Raw genomic sequence first — 21,111 nt, 5'->3', positions numbered from 1 at the left:
GTCCCGCCCGCCAGGACGACCTCGCCCCGTCCTCGACCCCGCCCTCGGCCCGCGACCGTTCACTCGCCCGGGTATACGACCCCGAGCTGCGCCCGTGCCGCGTCCATGACCCGCATCAGGTCCAACGTGTCCTGCCACGTCATGCGCGGGCTCTCCGGCACGCCGGCCGCGACGCACCGTGCGACCTCCGCGGCCTCGTACTGCTTGCCCGCCGGCACGAACCCGTCGTACTCGCGCCGCGCCCCGTCGGCCCACACCACGCTGAACGCCGTGGGCACCATGAACCGGTCCGCAACCTCGATCCGGCCCCCCGTACCCGCGACCACGAGCGACGTCGCGGACCGCGCCAGGACCGACGAGGACAACGTCGCCGTCGCCCTGTCCCCGTACCGCAGCACCACGGTCGACTGGGCGTCCACCCCGGTCGGAGCCAGCAGACCGACCGCCGTGACGGCGTCGGGCACGCCCAGGAGGTCCATGGCGAACGCGAGCGGGTAGACCCCGATGTCGAGCAGCGCCCCACCCGCGAGCTCGGGCGCGAAGAGCCGGTGCGACGGGTCGTACGCCGCGGCGGACCCGTAGCCCGCCGTGACCGACCTGACCTCCCCGACCTCGCCCTGCGCGATCAGTGCCCGGATCGCCGCCACGTGCGGCAGGTGCCGCGTGAGCATGGCCTCCATGACGAACACGCCCGCGGCCCGCGCCGCGTCGAACACCTCGCGGGCCTCGGCCTCGTTGCGCGTGAACGCCTTCTCGACCAGGACGTGCCGGCCAGCGGCGATCGCCAGCAGCGCGTGGTCACGGTGGTGCGAGTGCGGAGTCGCGACGTACACGACGTCCACGTCGGGGTCGGCGACCAGCGCCTCGTACGAGCCGTGCACGGCCGCCGAGGGGGCGTGCCGCTGCACGAAGTCCCGCGCACGGTGCTCGTCCCTCGACCCCACGGCCGCCACGTGCCCCTGGGTGAAGACCCGCACCTCGTCCGCGAAGTCCGCCGCGATCCTGCCCGCGCCGAGGATCCCCCAGCGCACGGGCGGGGCGTCCCCCGGGGAGGGCACGGCGTCGAGCACGTTCACCACGGCGTGAGAGACCATGCCTCCACGCTACTGCCGACCGCCGGTCCCGCGGCCGGGCGCGGCCCGCGGGCGGACGCACAGAGCCGACGGGCGCGACCCGCGGGCGGCCGCACCGCGCCGACGTGTCGCACGTCGTGCCCGTCCGGGGTCAGGATGGAGACTCGTCGACCGAAGGGGGCCTCCGATGGAGCCCACGGCTTCCCCGACCAGCCCGCCCGGGTCCGCCCGGCCGGGGGACGCGCCTCCCGGGGCTGCGGCGTGGGCCCGCGGCCTGGTCAAGACGTACGGCCAGGGCGAGACGGCCGTCCGCGCGCTCGACGGCGTCGACGTCGACTTCCGGTCGGCCGAGCTCACCGCGATCATGGGCCCCTCGGGCTCGGGCAAGTCGACGCTCATGCACTGCCTGGCCGGGCTCGACGCGCCCACGTCGGGCAGCGTCGTGATCGGCGGGACCGAGGTGAGCCGGCTGTCGCAGCGCCGTCTCACGGCCCTGCGGCGGACCCGGATCGGGTTCGTGTTCCAGTCGTACAACCTGGTCCCGACGCTCACGGCCGCGGAGAACATCACGCTCCCGCTCGACATCGCCCGGGTCCCGGTGGACCGGGCCTGGTTCGAGGAGGTCGTGTCCGCGGTGGGCCTGGGCGACCGCCTGCACCACCGGCCGTCCGAGCTCTCGGGCGGGCAGCAGCAGCGGGTCGCGTGCGCGCGGGCCCTGGTGTCGCGGCCGTCGGTCGTGTTCGCCGACGAGCCCACGGGCAACCTGGACTCGCGCTCGTCCGCCGAGGTCCTGGGCTTCCTGCGGCGCTCGGTCGACGAGCTGGGGCAGACGGTCGTCATGGTCACGCACGACCCGCGCGCGGCCTCGTACGCGCACCGCGTCCTGTTCCTGACCGACGGGCGGATCACGGCCGACCTCTCCGCACCGACGAGACGCGACATCCTCGACGCGCTCGGTCAGGCGGAGGAGGACTGATGCTGCGGGTCGCGCTGCGCGGGGTCCGGGCGCACCTGGTCCGCTTCCTGCTGTCGACGCTCGCGGTCATGCTCGGCGTCGCGTTCGTCGTGGGGACGTTCACGTTCCGCGCGATGCTGTCCTCGACGTTCGACGAGATCATCGCGACCACGCTCGTCGCCGACGTCTACGTGCGCGGCACGGAGGAGATCGACGACACGACGAGCGCGGGCACCTCGTTCGGGACGCCCCACAGCCCTGTCCCGGTCACGCTCGCGGACACGGTCGCGGGGGTCGACGGCGTCGCGCGCGCCGTGCCCGACGCGTCGGGTCCGATCGTCCTGGTCGCGGCCGACGGCACGGCCGTCACGACGTCGGGCCCCCCGAGCATCGGGATCGCGGTCGGCCCCGACGAGCCGACCGTGACCCTCGCGAGCGGCGCCTGGCCCGTGGGCGGCGCGCAGATCGCCCTGGAGGAGAGCGCCGCGTCCGCCGCGGGCCTGACGACGGGCGACACGACGACCGTGGTCCTCGCGGGCGCCCCGCAGCCCGTCGCGGTCACGGGGATCTTCGCGATCGAGGCCGCCGCGGCGGGCACCATCCTGGTGGGGCTCGACCCCGCCACCGCGCTCGCGACCTACGCGCCGGACGGCACGGTCCCCACGATCTCCGTCTACGCCGCGGGGGACGTGACCGAGCAGGACCTCGCCGAGCGCGTCGCGCGGGTCCTCCCGGCCGGCACCGAGTCCGTCACGGGCGAGGCCGTGCGCGAGGAGGCCCGCCAGGGGGTCGAGGAGATCCTCGGGTTCATCGAGACGTTCCTGCTCGTCTTCGCTGCGATCGCGCTGTTCGTCGGCGCGTTCATCATCGCCAACACGTTCGCGATGTCCGTGCGCGAGCGTCAGCGCGAGTTCGCGCTGCTGCGGGCGCTCGGCGCCTCGCCCGCGCAGGTGTTCGCGTCGATCGTGGCGCAGGCCGTCGCGGTGGGGCTGCTGGGCGCGGCCACGGGCGTGGTCCTGGGACGGGTCCTGGTCAGCGCGCTGCGCGCGGTGTTCGGCTCGACGGGCATGGAGCTCTCGGGGCGGGTGCCCCTGAGCGCGACGTCGGTCGTGGTCGCGATCTCGCTGGGCGTCCTGGTGAGCGTGATCGCGGCCGCGGTCCCGGGCCGCCACGCGGCCCTCACCCCGCCGGTCCAGGCCATGCACGACGACGTCGCACCGGACCGCGGGACCGGCACCCGTGCGGTGGTCGGGCTCGTGCTGGTGGTGGTCGGCGCCGGCCTGCTCGTGCTGGCCTCACGGCTGGGCAGCTCGGCGTCGGCCGACCCGACCGGGTGGGCTCCGGTCGACGACCTCGACCCCCGCGTCGTGCTCGCGGTCGGCGCGGGCGCGGCCCTCGTGGGGGTCCTGGTGCTGTCCCCCGCGATCGCGGGGGCCGTCATCACGGTGCTCGCGGTCCCGGCCGTCGCCGCGATCCGCCCGCTCGGGCGCCTGGCCCGCGGCAACGTCACGCGCAGCCCGCGCCGCACCTCCAACACGGCCGGTGCGCTCCTGATCGGGATGGCGCTCGTGAGCGCGACCGGGGTCATCGCGGCCTCGACGCAGGCCTCGGTCCGGTCGATCGTCGACGAGCAGATGCGGGCCGACTACGTGGTCCAGGCCGCAGCCGCCACGGGCGCGCTCCCGCCAGGGGTCACCGATGCCGTGACCGGGCTCCCCGCCGTCGGGCAGGCGCTCGCGCTGCAGCTCGGGACCCTCGACGTGGACGGCCAGGCCAGCGGCGCCACGGTCGTGCCGCCCGGGTTCTTCACCGAGGCCCTCGACGCGCCCGTGGTCGAGGGCGACCCCGACCGGGCGCTCGACGACGGGGAGGCCGTGGTACGTCGGGCCGCGGCCCGTGACCACAGCTGGGAGGTCGGCGACGCGCTCACCCTCACGAGCGACGACGGCGCACGCACCGTGGAGGTGCGCGTCGGGGCCGTCGTCGACACCCAGGTCATCTCGTCCGACGTGGTGCTCGCCGACGCGACGTACGCGAGCGTGGGCGCACCCGAGATCCCGACGTGGGCGATCTACGTCACGGCCGCTCCCGGCACCACGACCGCCGAGCTGCGCGATGCGCTCACCGACGCCGTCAAGCCCTTCCTCGTGGTCTCGGTCCTGGACCGCGAGGAGCTCGCGAACGCGGCCGCGGCCCAGGTCGACCAGGTCCTCGTGATCCTCTACGCGCTGCTCGGGCTGTCGATCGTCATCGCCCTCCTGGGCATCGTCAACACGCTCGCGCTGTCCATCATCGAGCGCACGCGCGAGATCGGGCTGCTGCGTGCGGTGGGCCTCGGGCGCCTCCAGCTCGCGGGCATCATCACGATCGAGTCCGTGCTGACCGCGGTCTACGGGACCGTGCTGGGCGTGATCACGGGCATCGCGATCGCGGCGGCCCTGCCGGGGGTGCTCGCCGAGCAGGGGCTCTCGAGCCTCGCGATCCCCTGGGGGCAGGTGCTCGCGGTGCTGGGGCTCGCGGTCGTGATCGGGCTCGTGGCGAGCGTGTGGCCGGGCATCCGGGCCTCGCGCCTGCCGGTCCTGGAGGCCGTCACGGTCGACTGACGCGCCTGCGCCCCGGCGCTCGGGGGCCCGGCTCGCGCGTCGGGGCGCCGTCACGTCCACGTCGCTACCGCGCCTCGACGGGCGACTGCGTGACGGCCGGGGTCCGGTAGCGACGCAGGGGAACGTTGCGCCACGCGACCAGCCCGACGGCGACGCTCGCCGCGAGACCGCCCGCCACCAGGGCGACGGGCGCCGAGGTCAACGACGCGAGGACCCCGCCGCGGAAGTTGCCCACCTCGGGGCCCGCGACCCCCACGACGTGCTCGACCGAGGACACTCGGCCGCGGAACTCGTCGGGAGTCTCGAGCTGGACGAGCGCGCCGCGCGTCACGACCGACACCGTGTCCGCCGCCCCCGCGACCGCGAGGCACGCGAGCGCGAGCCACAGCGGTCCGGCCAGCCCGAAGCCCGCGAGCGCGACTCCCCACGTCGCGGCGGCGGCGAGCTGCAGCGCGCCCGACCGCAGCGCGCGCGTGACCGCACCGGACAGCAGCCCGGCACCGATCCCGCCCACCGCGACCGCCGAGAGGAACAGACCGAGGGTCCGCGGGTCGCCGTCGAACCGGATCTCGTTGACGAGCGGGAACAAGGAGACGGGCATCGCGAGCACCGTCGCCGCGACGTCCGTCGCGAACGAGCCCCGCAGGGTCGGCCGCTTCCAGACGATCGACCAGCCGCCCGCCGCGGCCCGACGACGACCGGGCCGTCCGTGGTCCGCCGGTCCGCCGCCCGGCACCTCGACGGGCGCAGGCACGGGTGCAGGCACAGGCGCGGGTGCAGGTGCGGGGCCGGCGTCCGACGCGGGATGCGTGGGCACCGGCGGGAGCGGCGGCAGCCGCACCAGCCCGAGCAGGGCGACCACGGCCGCCGCCACCTGCACGCCGTAGGCGGCCGCGAGGTCCCAGCGCGCGACGACGAGGCCTGCCAGCGCCGGCCCGACGAGCATGGCGACCTGGAACGCGAGGTTCTGCAGCGCGAGCCCGGCCGCGACCTGGTCGGCGGGCAGGAGGCGCGGCGGCACCGTCCGGCGCGCGGGCGAGCCCAGCGCGTTGCACGCCGCACCGAGGCTCACGAGACCGAGCAGCACCCACACGGACCGGTTGCCCGCGAGCGCCTGCGCGGCGAGGCCCACCGCGGAGAGCACCTGGCCGGCCGACGCGAGGCGCATGATCGTGCGGCGGTCGTGCACGTCGGCGAGGTGCCCGCCGACGAGGCCGAGGGCGAGGAGGGGCACGGCGGTCGCGAGGCCGATCGCACCGGTCCACACCGGGCTGTGCGTGAGCTCCCACACCTGCAGCAGCACCGCGACCGTGGCCACCTGGAAGCCGAGGCCGCCGACGGCCGAGCCTGCCCACAGGTCGCGATAGGCGGCACTGGTGCGCAGCGGGCGCAGGTCGAGGAGGTCGTCGCGCACGTCAGGGAGTCTCGGGTCCCGGCGCGCCGGGCGTCTGCACCGGGTGGCCCGCGGCGTCGAGCCGCTCGACGAGCCGGGCGCGCAGGGACCTGCTCGCGAGGACGCGTTCGAGGTCGGCGACGACGGCGCTCAGCGCGTACGGCAGCTCGTCGTCGATCTCGGCGATCGACTCCTCGGTCGCGCGCCACTCGGCCTCGAGGAGAGGGACGAGCGCACGAGCCTTGTCGGTGAGCGCGACGCGGCGCGTGCGGGCGTCCTCGCCGGACTCGGTCTGCACGAGTCCTTCGCTGCGCATCGCGGTGACGGTCTGGCTCATGGCCGAGTGGGTGCGGCCCAGCGACGCGGCGAGCTCGCGGATGGTCAGCGGCCCGGTGTGGGCGAGTCGGATGAGCGGGTAGACGAAGCGCGGTCGCACGCCGTCGACCCCGCGGTCGGTGTAGACGGCGCCGATCTCGTCGTCGAGCCGGCGCAGCAGGGCGTGCAGGGAGTCCCAGCGTCCGGGGACGGCGGTCGGGTCGATGGACGTCACAGCACTGTTATAACAGCACTCATACAAATCTGTCGAGGCAGTGCTCCGACAGGCGGTGGACCGCTCCTCGACATAGCGTCGAGGAGTCGACGGTCCGCCGGAGCGATCCTCCACGCGCGGCCGCGACGTCCCTGTCCCTACCCGAGGAGGTCCCCATGTCCGAGGTCCCGATCCGCACCCTCATCAGCCCCCTGCGCTACGTGCAGTCGCGCGGCGCGCTGTCCCGGCTCGGTGAGTTCGTGGCCCCGATCGGCACCAAGCCGCTGATCGTCACCGACGACGTGGTCTGGGACATCGTCCAGGACACCGTCGCCGAGTCCTTCCAGGCCGCGAACCTGCCGCGAGCACGTGAGGGCTTCGGCACCTACGCGACGGCGGCCGAGGTCGACCGGCTGGCCCGGCGCATCCGCGAGACCGGCTCCGACGTGATCGTCGGGATCGGGGGCGGCAGCACGATCGACGCCGTCAAGGCCGCCGGGCACCTCGAGGGGATCCGCTGGGTCTCCGTACCGACCGTGGCATCGACCGACGCGCCGTGCTCCGCCCTGTCCGTCATCTACACCGACGAGGGCGCGTTCGAGGAGTACCGGTTCTTCCCGCACAACCCCGACCTGGTGCTCGTCGACACCCAGCTCGTGGCCGACGCGCCGGTCAGGTTCCTCGTCGCGGGCATCGGTGACGCGCTCGCCACCTGGATCGAGGCGCGCGCCGTGGCCCAGGCCCACAAGACGACCATGGCGGGCGGACTGCCGCTCATCACGGGCACCGCGCTCGCCGAGCTCTCGTGGAAGATCCTGTGGGAGAACTCGCTCGCGGCGATCGAGGCCGTCAAGGAGCACCTGGTCACGCCCGCGGTCGACGCCGTGGTCGAGGCCAACACCCTCCTGTCCGGGCTGGGCTTCGAGTCGGGCGGTCTCGCGGCGGCCCACGCGATCCACAACGGGCTCACGGCCGCGCCGCAGACCCACGGCCTCACGCACGGCCAGAAGGTCAACATCGGGTCCCTGACCCAGCTCGTGCTCGAGGGCGCACCGTCGCAGGAGATCCGCGACTTCGTCGAGTTCACGACGCGCGTCGGGCTGCCCAACACGCTGACCGAGATCGGGCTCACGACGGCCGACGTGGGCGACCTGCGCCGGGTGGCCGAGGCCGCGACGGCACCGGGAGAGACCATCCACGCCATGCCGTTCGAGGTCCGCGTGCCCGAGCTCGTCGACGCGCTGCGCTCGATCGAGGGCCTGTCGCGCTCGATCCGGGCGGACGCCGGGCTGCCCGAGCCGGTCAAGCACACGCACCACTGAGGACGCGAACGTCGAGGCCCCGGCCTGCTCCCTCCAGGGGCAGGCCGGGGCCTTCGACGTGCGCGGGCCCGGCACGGTCCGCCGGGCAGCGACCGCTACTTCTTCTCGGCCGGCGCCTTCTTGGCCGGCGCCTTCTTCGCGGCGGGCTTCTTGGCGGGGGCCTTCTTGGCCGGGGCCTTCTTCTTCGCCGGGCCCGCCGCGCGCTTCTCCGCGAGGAGCTCGATGGCCTGCTCGGGCGTGATCGACTCGGGCGTCACGTCGCGCGGCAGCGTCCGGTTGGTCTCGCCGTCGGTCACGTAGGCGCCGAAGCGGCCGTCCTTGATCACGATGGGCTTGCCCGACGTCGGGTCGTCGCCCAGCTCGCGCAGCGGCGGCGTGGCGGTCGTGCCACGACCGCGCTTGGGCTGCTTGTACAGCTCGAGCGCCTCCTCGAGCGTCACCGTGAACATGGCCTCCTCCGACGGGAGGGTGCGCGAGTCCGTGCCCTTCTTGAGGTACGGACCGTAGCGGCCGTTCTGCGCGGTGATCTCGACGCCCGTCTCCGGGTCCGTGCCCACGACGCGCGGCAGGGACAGCAGGCGCAGCGCGTCCTCGAGCGTCACCGACTCGAGCGACATGGTCTTGAGGAGCGACGCCGTGCGCGGCTTGGGCAGCGCGGCCTTGGCCTTCTTGAGGGCGGCCGCCGAGAGCCCCTCGTCGAACGTGGGTTCGGGGAGCTGCTCGGTCACGTAGGGGCCGTAGCGTCCCGCACGGGCCACGATCGGGTGCCCCGACCCGGGGTCCGTCCCCAGGATCCGGCCGTCGTCGGCCCCCGCGGCGAGGAGCTCGCGCGCCTTCTCGACCGTGAGCTCGTCGGGGGCGAGGTCGTCCGGGACCGAGGCGCGCGGAGGGTTCTCCCCCTCCTTCACCGGCACCGAGAGATCCTCGACGTAGGGTCCGTAGCGCCCCACCCGGAGCTGGATGCCCTCGCCGATCGGCACCGAGTTGATGTCCCGCGCGTCGATCTCGCCCAGGTCGTCGACGAGCTGACGCAGCCCCTCGCCCTCCTCGCGGCCCGTGCCGTCACCGAAGTAGAACCGGGTCAGCCACGCGACGCGGTCCTTGTCGCCCGCCGCGATCGCGTCGAGGTCCGCCTCCATCTCCGCGGTGAAGTCGTAGTCGATGAGCCACTCGAAGTGCTCCTCGAGCAGGCGGATCACGGCGAACGCGACCCAGCTCGGGACGAGCGCCTGGCCGCGCGGCAGCACGTAGCCGCGGTCCTGGATGGTCGAGATCGTCGACGCGTAGGTGGACGGGCGGCCGATCCCGCGCTCCTCGAGAGCCTTGATGAGACTGGCCTCCGTGTAGCGCGGCGGTGCCGACGTCGAGTGCCCGTCGGCCGTGAGGTCACGGCCGTGGAGCAGGTCGCCCTCGGCCATCTGCGGCAGGCGGGCGTCCTCGTCGTTGCGACGACGCCCCGACTTCGCGGGCGCGCCCTCGGCGGACTCGCTCGCGTCGTCGGTGCCTTCCTCGTACGCGGCGAGGAAGCCGCGGAACGTGATGACCGTGCCGGATGCCGCGAACACGGCCTCGGGGGCCGGGCCGCCCGGCTCGTACGTCGTCCCGGCCAGCGGTGCCACGGCCTGGAGGCGGACGGGGGCCGCCAGCCGGACCGACGCCGTCGAGCCCTTGGCGTCCGCCATCTGCGAGGCGACCGTGCGCTTCCAGATGAGCTCGTACAGCTTGAACTGGTCGCCGCTGATCTCCCGGGCCACCTGGGCCGGGGTGCGGAACGAGTCGCCCGCGGGGCGGATGGCCTCGTGGGCCTCCTGGGCGCCCTTCGACTTCGAGGCGTACACGCGCGGCGAGCCGGGCACGAACTCCGGCCCGTACAGCTCCGCGGCCTGGCGGCGCGCGGCGTCCGTGGCCTCGGCCGACAGCGACGGGGAGTCCGTACGCATGTAGGTGATGTACCCGTTCTCGTACAGCGCCTGCGCGGTGCGCATGGTCTGCCGCGAGTTGAAGCGGAGCTTGCGGCTCGCCTCCTGCTGGAGGGTCGAGGTCGTGAACGGCGCCGCGGGGCGACGCGTGTACGGCTTGGTCTCGAGGCTGCGGACCGCGAAGTCGGCCCCCTCGAGCCCACCGACCACGGCCGACGCCACCTGCTCGTCGAGCTGGACCGCGCCGTCGCGGGCCGCGGCGGGCTTGAGCCGGCCGCGGTCGTCGAAGTCGCGGCCCGAGGCCACGCGCTTGCCGCCGAGCTGGACCAGGCGCGCGTCGAAGCCCTTGTCGGCGTCCTGCGCCCCCTTGTCGGCGAGCGAGAACGTACCGGACACGTCCCAGTACTCGGCCGGGACGAACGCCATGCGCTCGCGCTCACGCTCGACGACCAGCCGGGTCGCGACCGACTGGACACGGCCTGCGGACAGGCCCTGGCGGACCTTGCGCCACAGCACCGGCGAGACCTCGTAGCCGTAGAGGCGGTCGAGGATGCGGCGCGTCTCCTGCGCGTCGACCAGGTGCTCGTCGAGGTCGCGCGTGTTCTCCAGAGCCCGCTCGATCGCCTCGCGCGTGATCTCGTGGAAGACCATGCGGTGCACGGGCACCTTGGGCTTGAGCTCCTCGAGCAGGTGCCACGCGATGGCCTCGCCCTCGCGGTCCTCGTCGGTCGCGAGGTAGAGCTCGTCGGCGTTCTTCAGGGCGCGCTTGAGCTCCGCGACCTTCTTCCTCTTGTCCGCGTAGACCTCGTAGTACGGCTCGAAGCCCTCGTCGACGTTGACCGCGAACTTGCCGAACGGGCCCTTCTTCATGTCCGCGGGCAGCTCGGACGGCTGCGGGAGGTCGCGGATGTGCCCCACGCTCGACTCCACCTCGAAGTCGTCACCGAGGTAGCCCTGGATCTTGCGTGCCTTCGTGGGGGACTCCACGATGACGAGCTTGCGACCTGAGGACATCCGTTCCTGCTTTCCGTTGCTGCTGACTGTGGCTCGTGCCCGGGGCGGTCCCCGGGTGGGCCGAGAGATCACCGGGTCGGCCGAGAGGTGTGACGTGTGCGCGGGGCGTCGGGCACGGCGTGCGCCCTGGATCCCGCAGACCTGTTCCCACCGGCAGCCTATGACGTTACGCCACTCGCGCCGGGCGGCACCTTATCCGCTGTGGACGGCCCGCGGGGTCGACGGGCCGTGGACGAGCCGTGCCGGCCGGGACGTGGCCTGCCTCAGCAGGAGCAGCACCGCGAACGACACCGACGTCACGGCGACGACTCCCAGCGCGCCGCCCACGTAGGCCGTGGTCTCCGCGACGTCCGTCATGTCCCAGCTCGCGGGGTGCACCTCGCGCAGGCACCACGCCGCCCCGAGCGCGGCCGCGGCGCCGCCGAGGATCATGAGGACGGCCAGGACGACCGACCCCGGGTACCCGCTCCCCCGCCCGGCGGGCAGCTCGTCGAGCGCGCTGGACGGCGTGAGCGCGAGGGCGAGCGCGGCCCAGGCCGTCACGACGAGGACCGCCGCGACCACGTCGCTCGGCCGGTGCCAGTGCCCGACCAGGGTCGAGACGCCCGTCGCGACCGTGTACGTCCCGCCGAGCACCGCCACGGCCGGGCGCGCGGCCCGCGGGACGGCGAGGAGCAGCGCGACCGCGACCGACGCCGCGACCGTGGTGTGCCCGCTGGGCAGCGTGTTCCCCACGCCCCAGCCGCCGATCAGGTCCGGCCGGTCGAGCACGGCCTTCTTGAGGAACTGCGTCGTGATGTTGGACCCGACCACGACGAACGCCACCTGGACGGCGAGCCCCCAGCGCCGCCGCAGCAGCGCGATGCCCATCGCGATCCCCAGGCCCAGCACGACGAAGCTCACCGAGACGACGTCGAGCACGGGCTCCGCGACCGCCCACAGCGTGCCCCGCCCGTAGTCGGAGCCGCGCAGCGCCGCCTGGTCCAGGTGCTGGCCCTGCTCGGTCGCGACGAAGTAGCGCCAGACCTGCCACACCAGGACCGCGGAGACGAGGGCCGTGACGCTCGCCGCGACCCTGGCTCCCACGTTCGTCGCCCCGAGGTCCGGCGAGTGCCGGGGACCACCGGCTGCGCCTCGCGGCGAGGCGGGTGGCCGGACGTGCGGCGGGGGCGACGCGGCGGGAGGAGAAGTCACCCGTCCACCGTAGGTCACGGCGTGTGGGGATCCGGCGAAGAGAACGGGCAGGTCAGCGCGTGGCGGTGGGTGGTCCTCGCGTCATCCGCGCAGCTCGGTCGGCACCTTCCCGTGCCCGCAGCGTGGCCGGGACGGGCACCCGCTCGAGGGCCCGGCCTCGCCCCTCACAGGCGATTCATAGGATCGCCACAGGCGCCGCGAAGCCACCGCGCGCACCATGGACGCATGACCACGACCCCCGCGCCCACGGAACCGCTCGTCTCCCCGCGCGCCCCCGAGCGCCTGACCCGGGCCGACGGCTCCCCCGTGCGCGTCCTCGTGGTCGACGACGAGCCCAACCTCGCCGAGCTCCTCACCTCCGCGCTGCGCTACGAGGGGTGGGACGTCTCGACGGCCCTCGACGGCCAGTCCGCGATCCGCACGGCCCGCGAGGTCGGACCCGACGTGATCGTGCTCGACGTCATGCTCCCCGACCTCGACGGCCTGTCCGTCCTGCGCCGCATCCGCGCCACCTCCCCCGACGTCCCGGTCCTGTTCCTCACGGCCCGCGACACCGTCGAGGACCGCGTCGCCGGGCTGACCGCGGGCGGCGACGACTACGTGACCAAGCCGTTCAGCCTCGAGGAGGTCGTGGCCCGCCTGCGCGGCCTCATGCGCCGGGGCGGCGCGACCGCGCGGCGCGAGGACTCGACCGTCGTCGTGGGCGACCTGGTCCTCGACGAGGACTCGCACGAGGTGTTCCGCGGCGGAGACCCCATCCACCTGTCGGCGACCGAGTTCGAGCTCCTGCGCTACCTCATGCGCAACGCGCGCCGCGTCATGTCCAAGGCGCAGATCCTCGACCGCGTCTGGAACTACGACTTCCGCGGGCAGGCCAACATCGTCGAGCTCTACATCTCCTACCTGCGCCGCAAGATCGACAAGGGGCGCGCGCCCATGATCCACACGCTGCGCGGCGTCGGGTACGTCATCAAGCCCGCCGAGGGGGCTTCCGCGCCCGCGGGCGGCACAGGGTCGGCGGGCAGCACGCCCGACGGCGCCGCGAAGGCCTGACGCGTGACCTCACCCCGGACGTCGCTCACCGCCCGCCCGCGGACCCTGCGCCGACAGCTCGTCGTCGTCCTCGTCGGGATCCTGCTCGTGCTCAGCGTCGCGCTCGCCGTGTCCTCGACGCTCGCGCTGCGCACGAGCCTGGTCGACAAGCTCGACCAGGAGCTGACCCAGGCCAGCGAACGCGCCGAGCGCGGACCGTTCGACCGACCCGGCGGGGTCGCGCCGCCCGGGACGTCGGACGGCACCCCCGACGCCACGACCGGCGGCACCTCGGGCGACGGCAGCGGGCAGACCGACGGCACCGCCGACCCGGCAGACCCCGGCACGTCGTCGGACGGCTCCGCCCAAGACCCCGGCGCCGGGACGTCCCCGACCGGTGCTCCGCCGTCGGGCACCGAGTACCAGAGCCCCCTGCCCCCGGGGCAGGGCGCCGGGACCATCAACGTCGTCTACGACGACGGCGAGGTCCAGTTCGCGGGGTACGTCGACGACCTGGGCGACCGCCGCGAGCTCGACGCCGCGCAGATCGCCGACCTCGAGTCCGTGCCCGCGGACGGGCGCCCGCACGACGTCGAGGTCACCGACCTCGGGACGTTCCGCGCCATCTCCACGACGACCCAGCACGGCGAGCCGTCGATCACCGCCATGAGCACCGCGTCGGTCACGCAGACCCTCGAGGGCTACCTCCTGGTCGAGGTGGTGCTCGCGGGCATCGGGATCGCGCTCGCGAGCGTGCTCGGGACGTGGCTCGTCCGACGCTCGCTGCGGCCCCTCGACTCGCTCGCCGACGCAGCCGTGCACGTGTCCGAGCTGCCGCTCGACCGCGGTGAGGTCGAGGAGATCCCCCGCGTCGACGAGCAGTTCACCGACGAGCGGACCGAGGTCGGGCAGGTCGGTGCGGCGCTCAACCGCATGCTCGACCACGTCGAGGCGTCGCTCACCGCCCGGCACGAGTCCGAGACCCAGGTCCGACAGTTCGTCGCCGACGCGAGCCACGAGCTGCGCACCCCCCTCGCCTCGATCCGCGGGTACTCCGAGCTGGTCCGCCGGTCCCCCGACCAGGTCCCGCCCGACACCCTGCGCGCCCTCGACCGCATCGAGTCCGAGGCCGTGCGCATGGGCGAGCTCGTCGAGGACCTGCTGCTCCTCGCACGGCTCGACGCAGGGCGCCCGCTCGACCGCGAGCCCGTGGACCTCGCGGCCCTCGCGATCGACGCGGTCGCGGACGCGCACGCGGCCAGCCGCGACCACGTGTGGGAGCTCGACCTGCCGCTCGCCGCGAGCGACGAGCCTGTGCTCCCCGACGACGGCCCGCCGCACGGCACGGAGCCCACCGCGGGCGACGACGAGCGTGACGAGCCCGGCCCCGGCGACCGGCCCCGCGCCGGCGGCGACACGCTGACGCTCGACGGCGGCGGCATCCTCGCCGAGGGGGACGCCCTGTGGGCCGACGGGGACGACGCGTTCGACATCCCCGACGTCACGGTCGTGGGCGACGAGGCGCGCCTGCGCCAGGTGTTCGCGAACCTGCTGGGCAACGCCCGCGTCCACACCCCGCCCGGCACGCGCGTGGTCGTGGGCATCCGGCCCGACGGCGACGACCACGTGGTCATCTCCGTGACCGACGACGGTCCCGGGATCCCGGCCTCGCTGCGCCCCTCGCTCTTCCAGCGGTTCAGCCGGGGCGACTCTGCGCGCAACCGGGTCGGCGGCTCGACCGGGCTGGGTCTCGCGATCGCGCAGGCCGTCGTCCAGGCGCACGGGGGCGAGATCTCCGTGCGGGACGCGACCGCGGCAGACCTCGCCCGGCCGAGCGCGACCCGACCGGGGGCCGACGACGCGGGGCGCGCTCCGACGTCGGGCACGACGTTCGAGGTGCGGCTGCCGCGGAACGTCGTCCCGTAGCCGGTCGAGAACGGGGTTGAGGTCGCCATTCGTCGGATGGCGACCTCAACCCCGTTCTCGGCACCGGGACGAGCGGCTCAGAGCGCCGCGTGCGCCTCCTTCTCGGCCTGGTACTCCTCGATCGTGAGCGTCCGCAACCTGGAGTTGCGGCCCGTCGGGTTGTCGACGTACCCCACGGCCGAGATGTACGGCTCGATCACGTGGATCTTCTGCAGCGGCGTCACGATGAGCAGCTGGAGACCCAGGCTCTTGAACAGCTCGAGCGCGAACCGCGTCGACTCGTCCGACCCGCGACCGAACGCCTCGTCGATCACCACGAACCGGAACGCCTTGGACCGCACCGCGCCCCAGTCGAGCTTGAACTGGTACGCGAGCGAGGCCGCGAGGATCGTGTAGGCGAGCTTCTCCTTCTGACCACCGGACTTCCCGCCCGAGTCGGAGTAGTGCTCGTGCTCGACGTCGTCCTCGCGCGACCGCTCGGAGGCCGACAGCACGAACCAGCTCCGCACGTCGGTCACGCGACGCTTCCACGCCTCGTCGGCCTCGGCCTGCCCCTCGCGGCCGCGGAACCGCTCGACGATCGCCTTGACCCGCAGGAACCGCTCCTCCGAGTAGTACGCGACCGTCTCCTCGCCCGTGTCCTCGTCGCGGCGACCCTCGAGGTCCAGCCCCAGGACGCCGTCGGTGCACGCCCGCAGGTCCGCGCGGAACTCGCGCACCTCGGTGTTGGGCGTGGGCGCCATCTCCAGGCGGATGTACCGCCCCGGGTTGTAGTCGATCGCGCGCAGCGAGTCGTTGATGATCTCGACGCGCTCGCGGATGAGGTCGGCCTGCTTGGACAGCTCGGCGTGGAAGCCCGCGATGTCGCGGATCGTGTTGGTGTTCAGGTACGTCTTGAAGTCGACCTCGAAGCGCGGCAGGTCGTCGCGCGTGAGCCGCTCGTGCAGCGCCCGGTACTCCGGGGCCGAGCGCACGTCGTTGTCGAGCTCCGTGGTCTCGACCGGGTACGCCGCCCGGAACGCCGTCATCTGGGCCGCGATGCGCGTGCCGAGCTGGCCCTGGCGGGCCTGTGCCTCCTCGACCTGTGCCGTGAGCCGTGTCCGCAGGGCGCTCTCCACCGCGTCGGGCTCGACGTCGCGGGGCCCGTCCGACGCCGACGTGCCCTGCGCGGCGGCCTGTACCGCTGCCTCCGCGTCGAACAGCCGGGCGAGCTCGTCGACCAGCCCCGCGTCGAGCGGCCCCTGCTCGGTCAGGACGCGCGCCGACCGGTCACGCTGCGTGCGTGCGCTGTCGAGCGCGTGCTTGTCGGCGCCCGCCGCCGACAGCAGCGCGTCGCGCTCGGACGCGATGCCCGCGGCGCGGCGCGCGAGGTCGCGGAGCTGGTCGGCGATGCGGCTGAGCTCGGTCGACGCGCCCTCGATGCGCCGCTTCTCCTCGTGGAGCTCGGCGATCGCGCGCACGGGCTCCTCCCAGTCGAGCTCGCGCCACTCGCGGAACACGTCGAGCCGGTTGAGTGCTCCCGAGCGCGAGATCGCCGCGTTCTTCTCCCGACCGACCTCGTCGCGCCGCTCCTCCAGGGCCGTCCGCCGCGTCGCGACGTCGGTGGCCTCCTCGAGCAGCGCGTCGATCTTGGCCTGGTTGCTCCAGCCCAGGACGTAGGCGCTGCGGTCGCGGACCGCGCGGCGGTCGTCCTTCTCGTGGTGGCTGGCCGAGTGCTTGACCTGGCCCTCGCGCGTCACGGCGCGCGGTGCGCGCTGGAAGTCGGCGAGCGTGTCCGCGCACACGTAGTCGGCGCGGCGTTCGAGCTCGTCGCTCAGCCAGGTCGCGAGCTCGCCGTCCTTGACCTCGAGCAGGTCCGCGAGGAGCGGCCCGTCGTCCCGGCTCGCGACCTTCCCGACGCCGCCGCGCGCCGTCCCGGAGCGGCCCCCGGCGGGCGCGGGCACGCGGTGGTAGACGAGCTTGGAGCCCAGGTCGTGCGAGTTGATCCAGGCCGAGACGGCGTCGTAGTGCTGGGCGGGGACGAGCAGCGAGAGCGCGAAGCCTCGCAGCACGCGCTCGGCCGCCCCCTCCCACTCGGCGTGCTCGGCGCGCACCCCGACGAGCTCGCCCGCGAACGGCAGGTCCGCGTCCGTGAGCCCGACGTCGGAGCACAGGCGGGCACGCAGGTCCAGGCTCGCGCGGGGCAGGTTGGACTCGCGGTCGGCCAACGACCGCAGCTCGGCGTTGATCTCGCGGGCCTCGGCCTCGACCGCGCGCAGCTCGGCCGCGACCTCTCCGGCCCGGCCCTCGATCTCGCCGAGGACGTCCTGGGCCGCGGACTGGAGGTCGGCCGCGCGCTCGCGCAGGGCCGTGAACTCGTCGCGCGACGCCACGGGCTCGAGGCCCGCAGCCACCAGGTAGCGCGCGTACTCGTCGGCCTTGGCCCGGCGTTCGGCACGCTCGACCTCACGGCGCGCGACCTCGCCCTCGATCTGCGCGAGCCGGTCACCGCCGTGCCCGGCACGCTCGACCTCGAGGCGCTGGCGCTCGGCGTCGAGCAGCGCGAGCTCCTCCTTGAGGCGGTCCAGGCCGTCGGCGCGGGCCGCGGTCGACGCCTCGAGCTCGCCGATCCGCACGTCGAGCGCGTCGACGCGCCGGCCCGCGGTGAAGCCGCGCAGCGCCTCGCGCTGGGCTGCCAGGGTCCGGACCTGCTCCCCGGCGGCGTCGTAGGCGTCGGCGTCGGCGAGCAGGGGCGCGAGCTGGTCGATCTGCGCGCGGGCCTTGACCACGGCGTCGTGCGCGCTCGTGAGGTCGTCGAAGTGCGCGACGAGCTTCTCGGTCCAGCGCGCCGCGTCGAACGGCTCGAGCATGTGCTCGCGCACGAACTCGTTGAGGTCGCCCACCGACTTCATGGACACCGTCTGGTGGAACAGCTCCATGGCCTGCTCGGACTCGATGCCGAGCAAGCGCCGGAAGTCGCGCCCGTACTCCGGGAAGTGGTCGCGGATCTGCGCTCCCGACTCCCGCAGGCGGCGGCGCAGGACGTTGATGTCCCCGTCGAAGCCCGCGAAGTCGTCGGCGATCGTCATGGGCGAGGTGCTCGTGACGTAGAAGCGCTCGGGCTGCCCCTGCGCCCCGTCCTTGAGCCAGAACACCTGCGCCAGCACGGCGCGGGAGTCGAACCCGCGGTTGGCGAACTCGCCCAGGATGACCGAGTAGGTGTGGCCGCGCCGCAGACCCACGTGCCGCGACGCGCCCGTGACCTCGTTGCGCTCGGACTTGTAGTGCCCGGCCACGTAGGAGCGCAGCGTGCGCTCGCGCGTGTCCGCGCCGGCCGCCTTGTTGTAGCTGATGCGGTTCGCGGGGAGCAGGAGCGTCGTGATGGCGTCGACGATGGTCGACTTGCCCGAGCCGATGTCTCCCGTGAGCAGCGCGTTGCGGCCCTCGAGCTCGAAGCTCCACGCGTACTTGTCGAACGTGCCCCAGTTGAGGACCTCGAGCCGGTCGAGGCGGTAGCCCGACCGCTGGTCCAGGTCCGCTGCCGCGTCGTGCAGCTCGACCGCGCTGAACAGTGCCTCGGCCATCAGACGTCCTCCCTCTCGGTGCCGGGTCCGTCGCCGCTGCCGACCGGGTGTCCGTGGTTGCTCTCGTCGCCGTCACGCGCCACGCCGGCCTGCTCGGCACCGACCAGGGCGCCGCCGTCGCGCGACGCCAGCTCGGCCGCGTACTCCCCGAGGCGTGCGTCGAAGTCCGCGAGCCACTGGCCGTCGACGAACGCCTTGAGGATGCGCCGCACCTCGTACGTGTCCGGGGTGTCGGGCACGGGGCGCAGGAAGCCCAGCTCGACGACGCGCCGCACGTTGGCCTCGACGCGGTCGCGCGCACGGGCCTCGTTGCTGGACCCGGGCAGGAAGACCTTGACGAGGTCCACGATCTCGTCGCGTGTCAGGACCAGGCGCGTGTCGCCGCCCTCGGAGTCGAACTGCGCGAGCCGCTTGCGCAGCAGCGCGAGCAGCAGGCTCACGTCGAACGACAGCTCACGGCGTGCGACGAGGCGTGGGATGAACGTGCCGTCGTGCTCGTCCTCGGGCTGCGCACGCAGGTACGCGTACCCCTCGGACTCGTCGATCACGATCTCCAGGCCGAGCGTCGCGACGAAGTCCCGCGCCTGCGCCTCGAGCGCGAGCAGGTCGCGCCACGTGCGCGTGCCCGCCTCGCGGTAGACGACGCCCTTGACGAGAGACGTCACGACGAGCGAGAGCTCGGGGCTCTGCCCCCCGGGCTGCCCGGGGCGTTCGGTCCGGACGGGCTGCTGGCTCACGGGGTTCCCTCCTGGGGAGACGGCTGGGGGGACGGCTGGGGGGACGGCTGGTCGGTCGTGCCGGGCGGGGCCTGCGCGAGAGAGCGCGCGACCGCGCCCGCGAGGTCCTTGGCGCCCGTGCGGGCGAACGTCACGCGCGGGACGCGGGCGACGCGCACGCGCGGTCCGGCGGGCCGCACGGGGTACCCGTCCTCGTCCACGGCCGCGGCGTCCGGGGAGTCGGGCGCGTCGACGACCCACCGCACCTCGTCGGTGTGCGCGGGGTCGTGCACGACGGCGAAGCGCGGGTCGTCGAGCGACAGGTACGTCACGAGCTCCGCGAGCCCCTGCTCGAGGGGGTTCTCCTCGACGAGCTGCGCGAGCGAGACCTGGCCCCGGCGGCGCAGGGCGTCGCGGACCGTGCGGCTCAGCCGCTCGGGGTCCACGTGGACCTGCGTGAACAGGGCCGACGCGTCGAAGTCCGCGACGCCCGCGGTCACGCCCTCGCTCGCGAGCGGCTCCTGGTGCTGGGGCCGGTACAGGGGGCGCTCGGTCGGCAGGTGCACGTCGACCGAGGTCGCGTCCACGGTCGTCGCGAGCGGCCCGGTCTCGGCGGCCCCCAGGCGCAGGCGGTCCGGCGCGTCGCGCAGCGCGAGGGCGCGCGACTCGATGCTGCGCAGGACGTCGATCACGCGCCGGTTCTCGAGCCACACCTGGTCGTCGAGGAAGCGGCGGAGCTGCTCGGACAGGACGCGCACGGTCGACTGCGTGCGCTCGCCCGCGTCGAGCCAGTCGTAGTGGATGCGGCGCAGGCGGCGCCCGGCAGCGCGACCGGTGATGCCGGGGGCGGCCTCGCCGTCGTCCCCGACCTGCTCCTCGAGCGCGGGCAGCGCCTGGACCTTCTCGACGAGCCCGGCGAACTCCTCCTGGCGCTGGCGGTCCAGGAGGAAGTCGTAGAACGCGTGGAAGCTGCGACCCTGGTCCGAGTCCGCGATCGCGGACCTGCTCCCGACGACCGCGTCCAGCAGGTCCCCCTTGGCGCCGTCCCAGCCCGTGATGCGCTCGCGCATCTCCCGGTCGAGGTTCCGGAAGTTCGCCTCGACCTCGCGGAAGTCGGCGAGCAGGTCGGCGGCCGTCCCCGTGAGCTGCTGGTAGCGGTCGCGCTGGGCGGCGGCGTCGAGCAGCGAGAGCTGGCCAGCGCGCACGCGCTCGATCTCCTCGTCGATCCGCGCCCGCCGCGCCTCGAGCTCACGCAGTCGCGCGTCGGCGTCGGACTCGGTGCCGACGGTGAGCTGGCGCAGCAGCTCGAAGACCGTGTTGAGGCGCGACTCGGTGCCCACGAAGCTGCGCTCGCGCAGCGCGGAGACCCACGAGACGGCCTTCTCGACCGCGGGGGTCGCGTCGTAGTGCGCCTCCTCCGAGCCCGTCGGGTAGAACTTGCGCAGCCAGCCCTGCTCGGGCGCGGACCAGTGGTCGAGGTAGGCCTTGGGCGAGCGGGGATACCTGCGGGGCTCCGTACCCGGGTCGCCCCCCTGCGGCCCGACGGCGTCGCTCCCCTGCGGCCCGACGGCGTCGCCCCCCGCCGCGGGCACGTCCCCGTCGGCCGCAGGCCGGTGCTGCGCGCGCGCAGGCACGGGGCCGTCGATCGCGTACAGCGCGTCGTCGAGGAGCGAGACCAGCTCGGCCTCGCCGATCGAGCGGACGTTCTGCTCGACGAAGACCGTGCCGAGGAAGCTCAGCGCGAGCGGGGCGTTGTCCGAGCGCAGGAGGCGCCAGGCGGGGGTGCGCCGCAGGGCGTCGATGTCGTCGTGCTGCACTCAGGCCCTCTCGTGCGTGTCTGTTCTCGGTGCCGACCGGTGGGTGGTCCGTGCG

Annotated in this window: 13 protein-coding genes; 5 read left to right on the top strand and 8 right to left on the bottom strand. The window is 74.0% G+C overall.

The features are described from left to right. Positions 1–59 precede the first annotated feature (59 nt). On the bottom strand, positions 60–1,094 hold the full coding sequence (locus tag H9623_RS00300; RefSeq protein WP_193718098.1) for a Gfo/Idh/MocA family protein: 1,035 nt from the start codon (positions 1,092–1,094) through the stop codon (positions 60–62). A gap of 166 nt (positions 1,095–1,260) precedes the next feature. Between H9623_RS00300 and H9623_RS00295 the strand changes: the two genes are divergently transcribed. Next, complete coding sequence (locus H9623_RS00295) at positions 1,261–2,049, top strand: ABC transporter ATP-binding protein (RefSeq protein ID WP_193718097.1); 789 nt, start codon at positions 1,261–1,263, stop codon at positions 2,047–2,049. Beyond that, positions 2,049–4,631: an ABC transporter permease gene (locus H9623_RS00290; RefSeq protein WP_193718096.1), complete on the top strand. Its 2,583-nt coding sequence runs from the start codon at positions 2,049–2,051 to the stop codon at positions 4,629–4,631. Before H9623_RS00295 ends, H9623_RS00290 begins: the two co-directional genes overlap by 1 nt. 64 nt (positions 4,632–4,695) lie before the next feature. On the opposite strand, the gene H9623_RS00285 is transcribed toward H9623_RS00290, so the two are convergent. Then, the gene (locus tag H9623_RS00285) at positions 4,696–6,045 is read right to left on the bottom strand and encodes an MFS transporter (RefSeq protein ID WP_193718095.1); all 1,350 of its coding nucleotides are present in this window, start codon (positions 6,043–6,045) and stop codon (positions 4,696–4,698) included. Position 6,046: 1 nt separating this feature from the next. Next, positions 6,047–6,574, bottom strand: a complete 528-nt coding sequence (locus tag H9623_RS00280; protein WP_193718094.1) for a MarR family winged helix-turn-helix transcriptional regulator — start codon at positions 6,572–6,574, stop codon at positions 6,047–6,049. 155 nt (positions 6,575–6,729) lie between these two features. Here H9623_RS00280 and H9623_RS00275 point away from each other — a divergent pair, with 155 nt between their 5' ends. Next, positions 6,730–7,875 carry a glycerol dehydrogenase gene (locus H9623_RS00275; RefSeq protein ID WP_193718093.1) on the top strand — a complete coding sequence of 382 codons (1,146 nt, stop codon included), beginning with the start codon at positions 6,730–6,732 and terminating at the stop codon, positions 7,873–7,875. 95 nt (positions 7,876–7,970) lie between these two features. Here the strand turns inward: H9623_RS00275 and topA are convergent, their stop codons facing one another. Beyond that, positions 7,971–10,808, bottom strand: a complete 2,838-nt coding sequence (gene topA / locus H9623_RS00270) for a type I DNA topoisomerase (protein WP_193718092.1) — start codon at positions 10,806–10,808, stop codon at positions 7,971–7,973. A gap of 192 nt (positions 10,809–11,000) precedes the next feature. Next, the gene (locus H9623_RS00265) at positions 11,001–12,002 is read right to left on the bottom strand and encodes a phosphatase PAP2 family protein (protein WP_321575180.1); all 1,002 of its coding nucleotides are present in this window, start codon (positions 12,000–12,002) and stop codon (positions 11,001–11,003) included. 225 nt (positions 12,003–12,227) lie between these two features. Here H9623_RS00265 and H9623_RS00260 point away from each other — a divergent pair, with 225 nt between their 5' ends. Then, entirely contained in the window at positions 12,228–13,055 is an 828-nt protein-coding gene (locus H9623_RS00260) for a response regulator transcription factor (protein ID WP_321575179.1), read from the top strand. A 3-nt stretch (positions 13,056–13,058) separates the two neighbouring features. Beyond that, the gene (locus tag H9623_RS19170) at positions 13,059–14,960 is read left to right on the top strand and encodes a sensor histidine kinase (RefSeq protein ID WP_321575178.1); all 1,902 of its coding nucleotides are present in this window, start codon (positions 13,059–13,061) and stop codon (positions 14,958–14,960) included. 77 nt (positions 14,961–15,037) lie between these two features. On the opposite strand, the gene H9623_RS00250 is transcribed toward H9623_RS19170, so the two are convergent. The 3 genes from H9623_RS00250 to H9623_RS00240 are packed head-to-tail and all read right to left on the bottom strand — an operon-like array spanning position 15,038 to position 21,056. Further along, positions 15,038–18,523, bottom strand: coding sequence for an ATP-binding protein (locus tag H9623_RS00250; protein ID WP_193718091.1), 3,486 nt, complete (start codon positions 18,521–18,523; stop codon positions 15,038–15,040). Beyond that, complete coding sequence (locus H9623_RS00245) at positions 18,523–19,260, bottom strand: DUF4194 domain-containing protein (RefSeq protein ID WP_193718090.1); 738 nt, start codon at positions 19,258–19,260, stop codon at positions 18,523–18,525. Before H9623_RS00245 ends, H9623_RS00250 begins: the two co-directional genes overlap by 1 nt. Beyond that, positions 19,257–21,056, bottom strand: a complete 1,800-nt coding sequence (locus tag H9623_RS00240) for a DUF3375 domain-containing protein (RefSeq protein ID WP_193718089.1) — start codon at positions 21,054–21,056, stop codon at positions 19,257–19,259. The genes H9623_RS00245 and H9623_RS00240 overlap by 4 nt, the downstream gene beginning before the upstream one ends. Positions 21,057–21,111 lie beyond the last annotated feature (55 nt).

Origin of the sequence: Oerskovia douganii, assembly GCF_015142735.1 — a bacterium.
Classification (GTDB): domain Bacteria; phylum Actinomycetota; class Actinomycetes; order Actinomycetales; family Cellulomonadaceae; genus Oerskovia; species Oerskovia douganii.
Note: the sequence above shows the minus strand (reverse complement) of the source record. Positions and strands in the feature narration are given on the sequence as shown.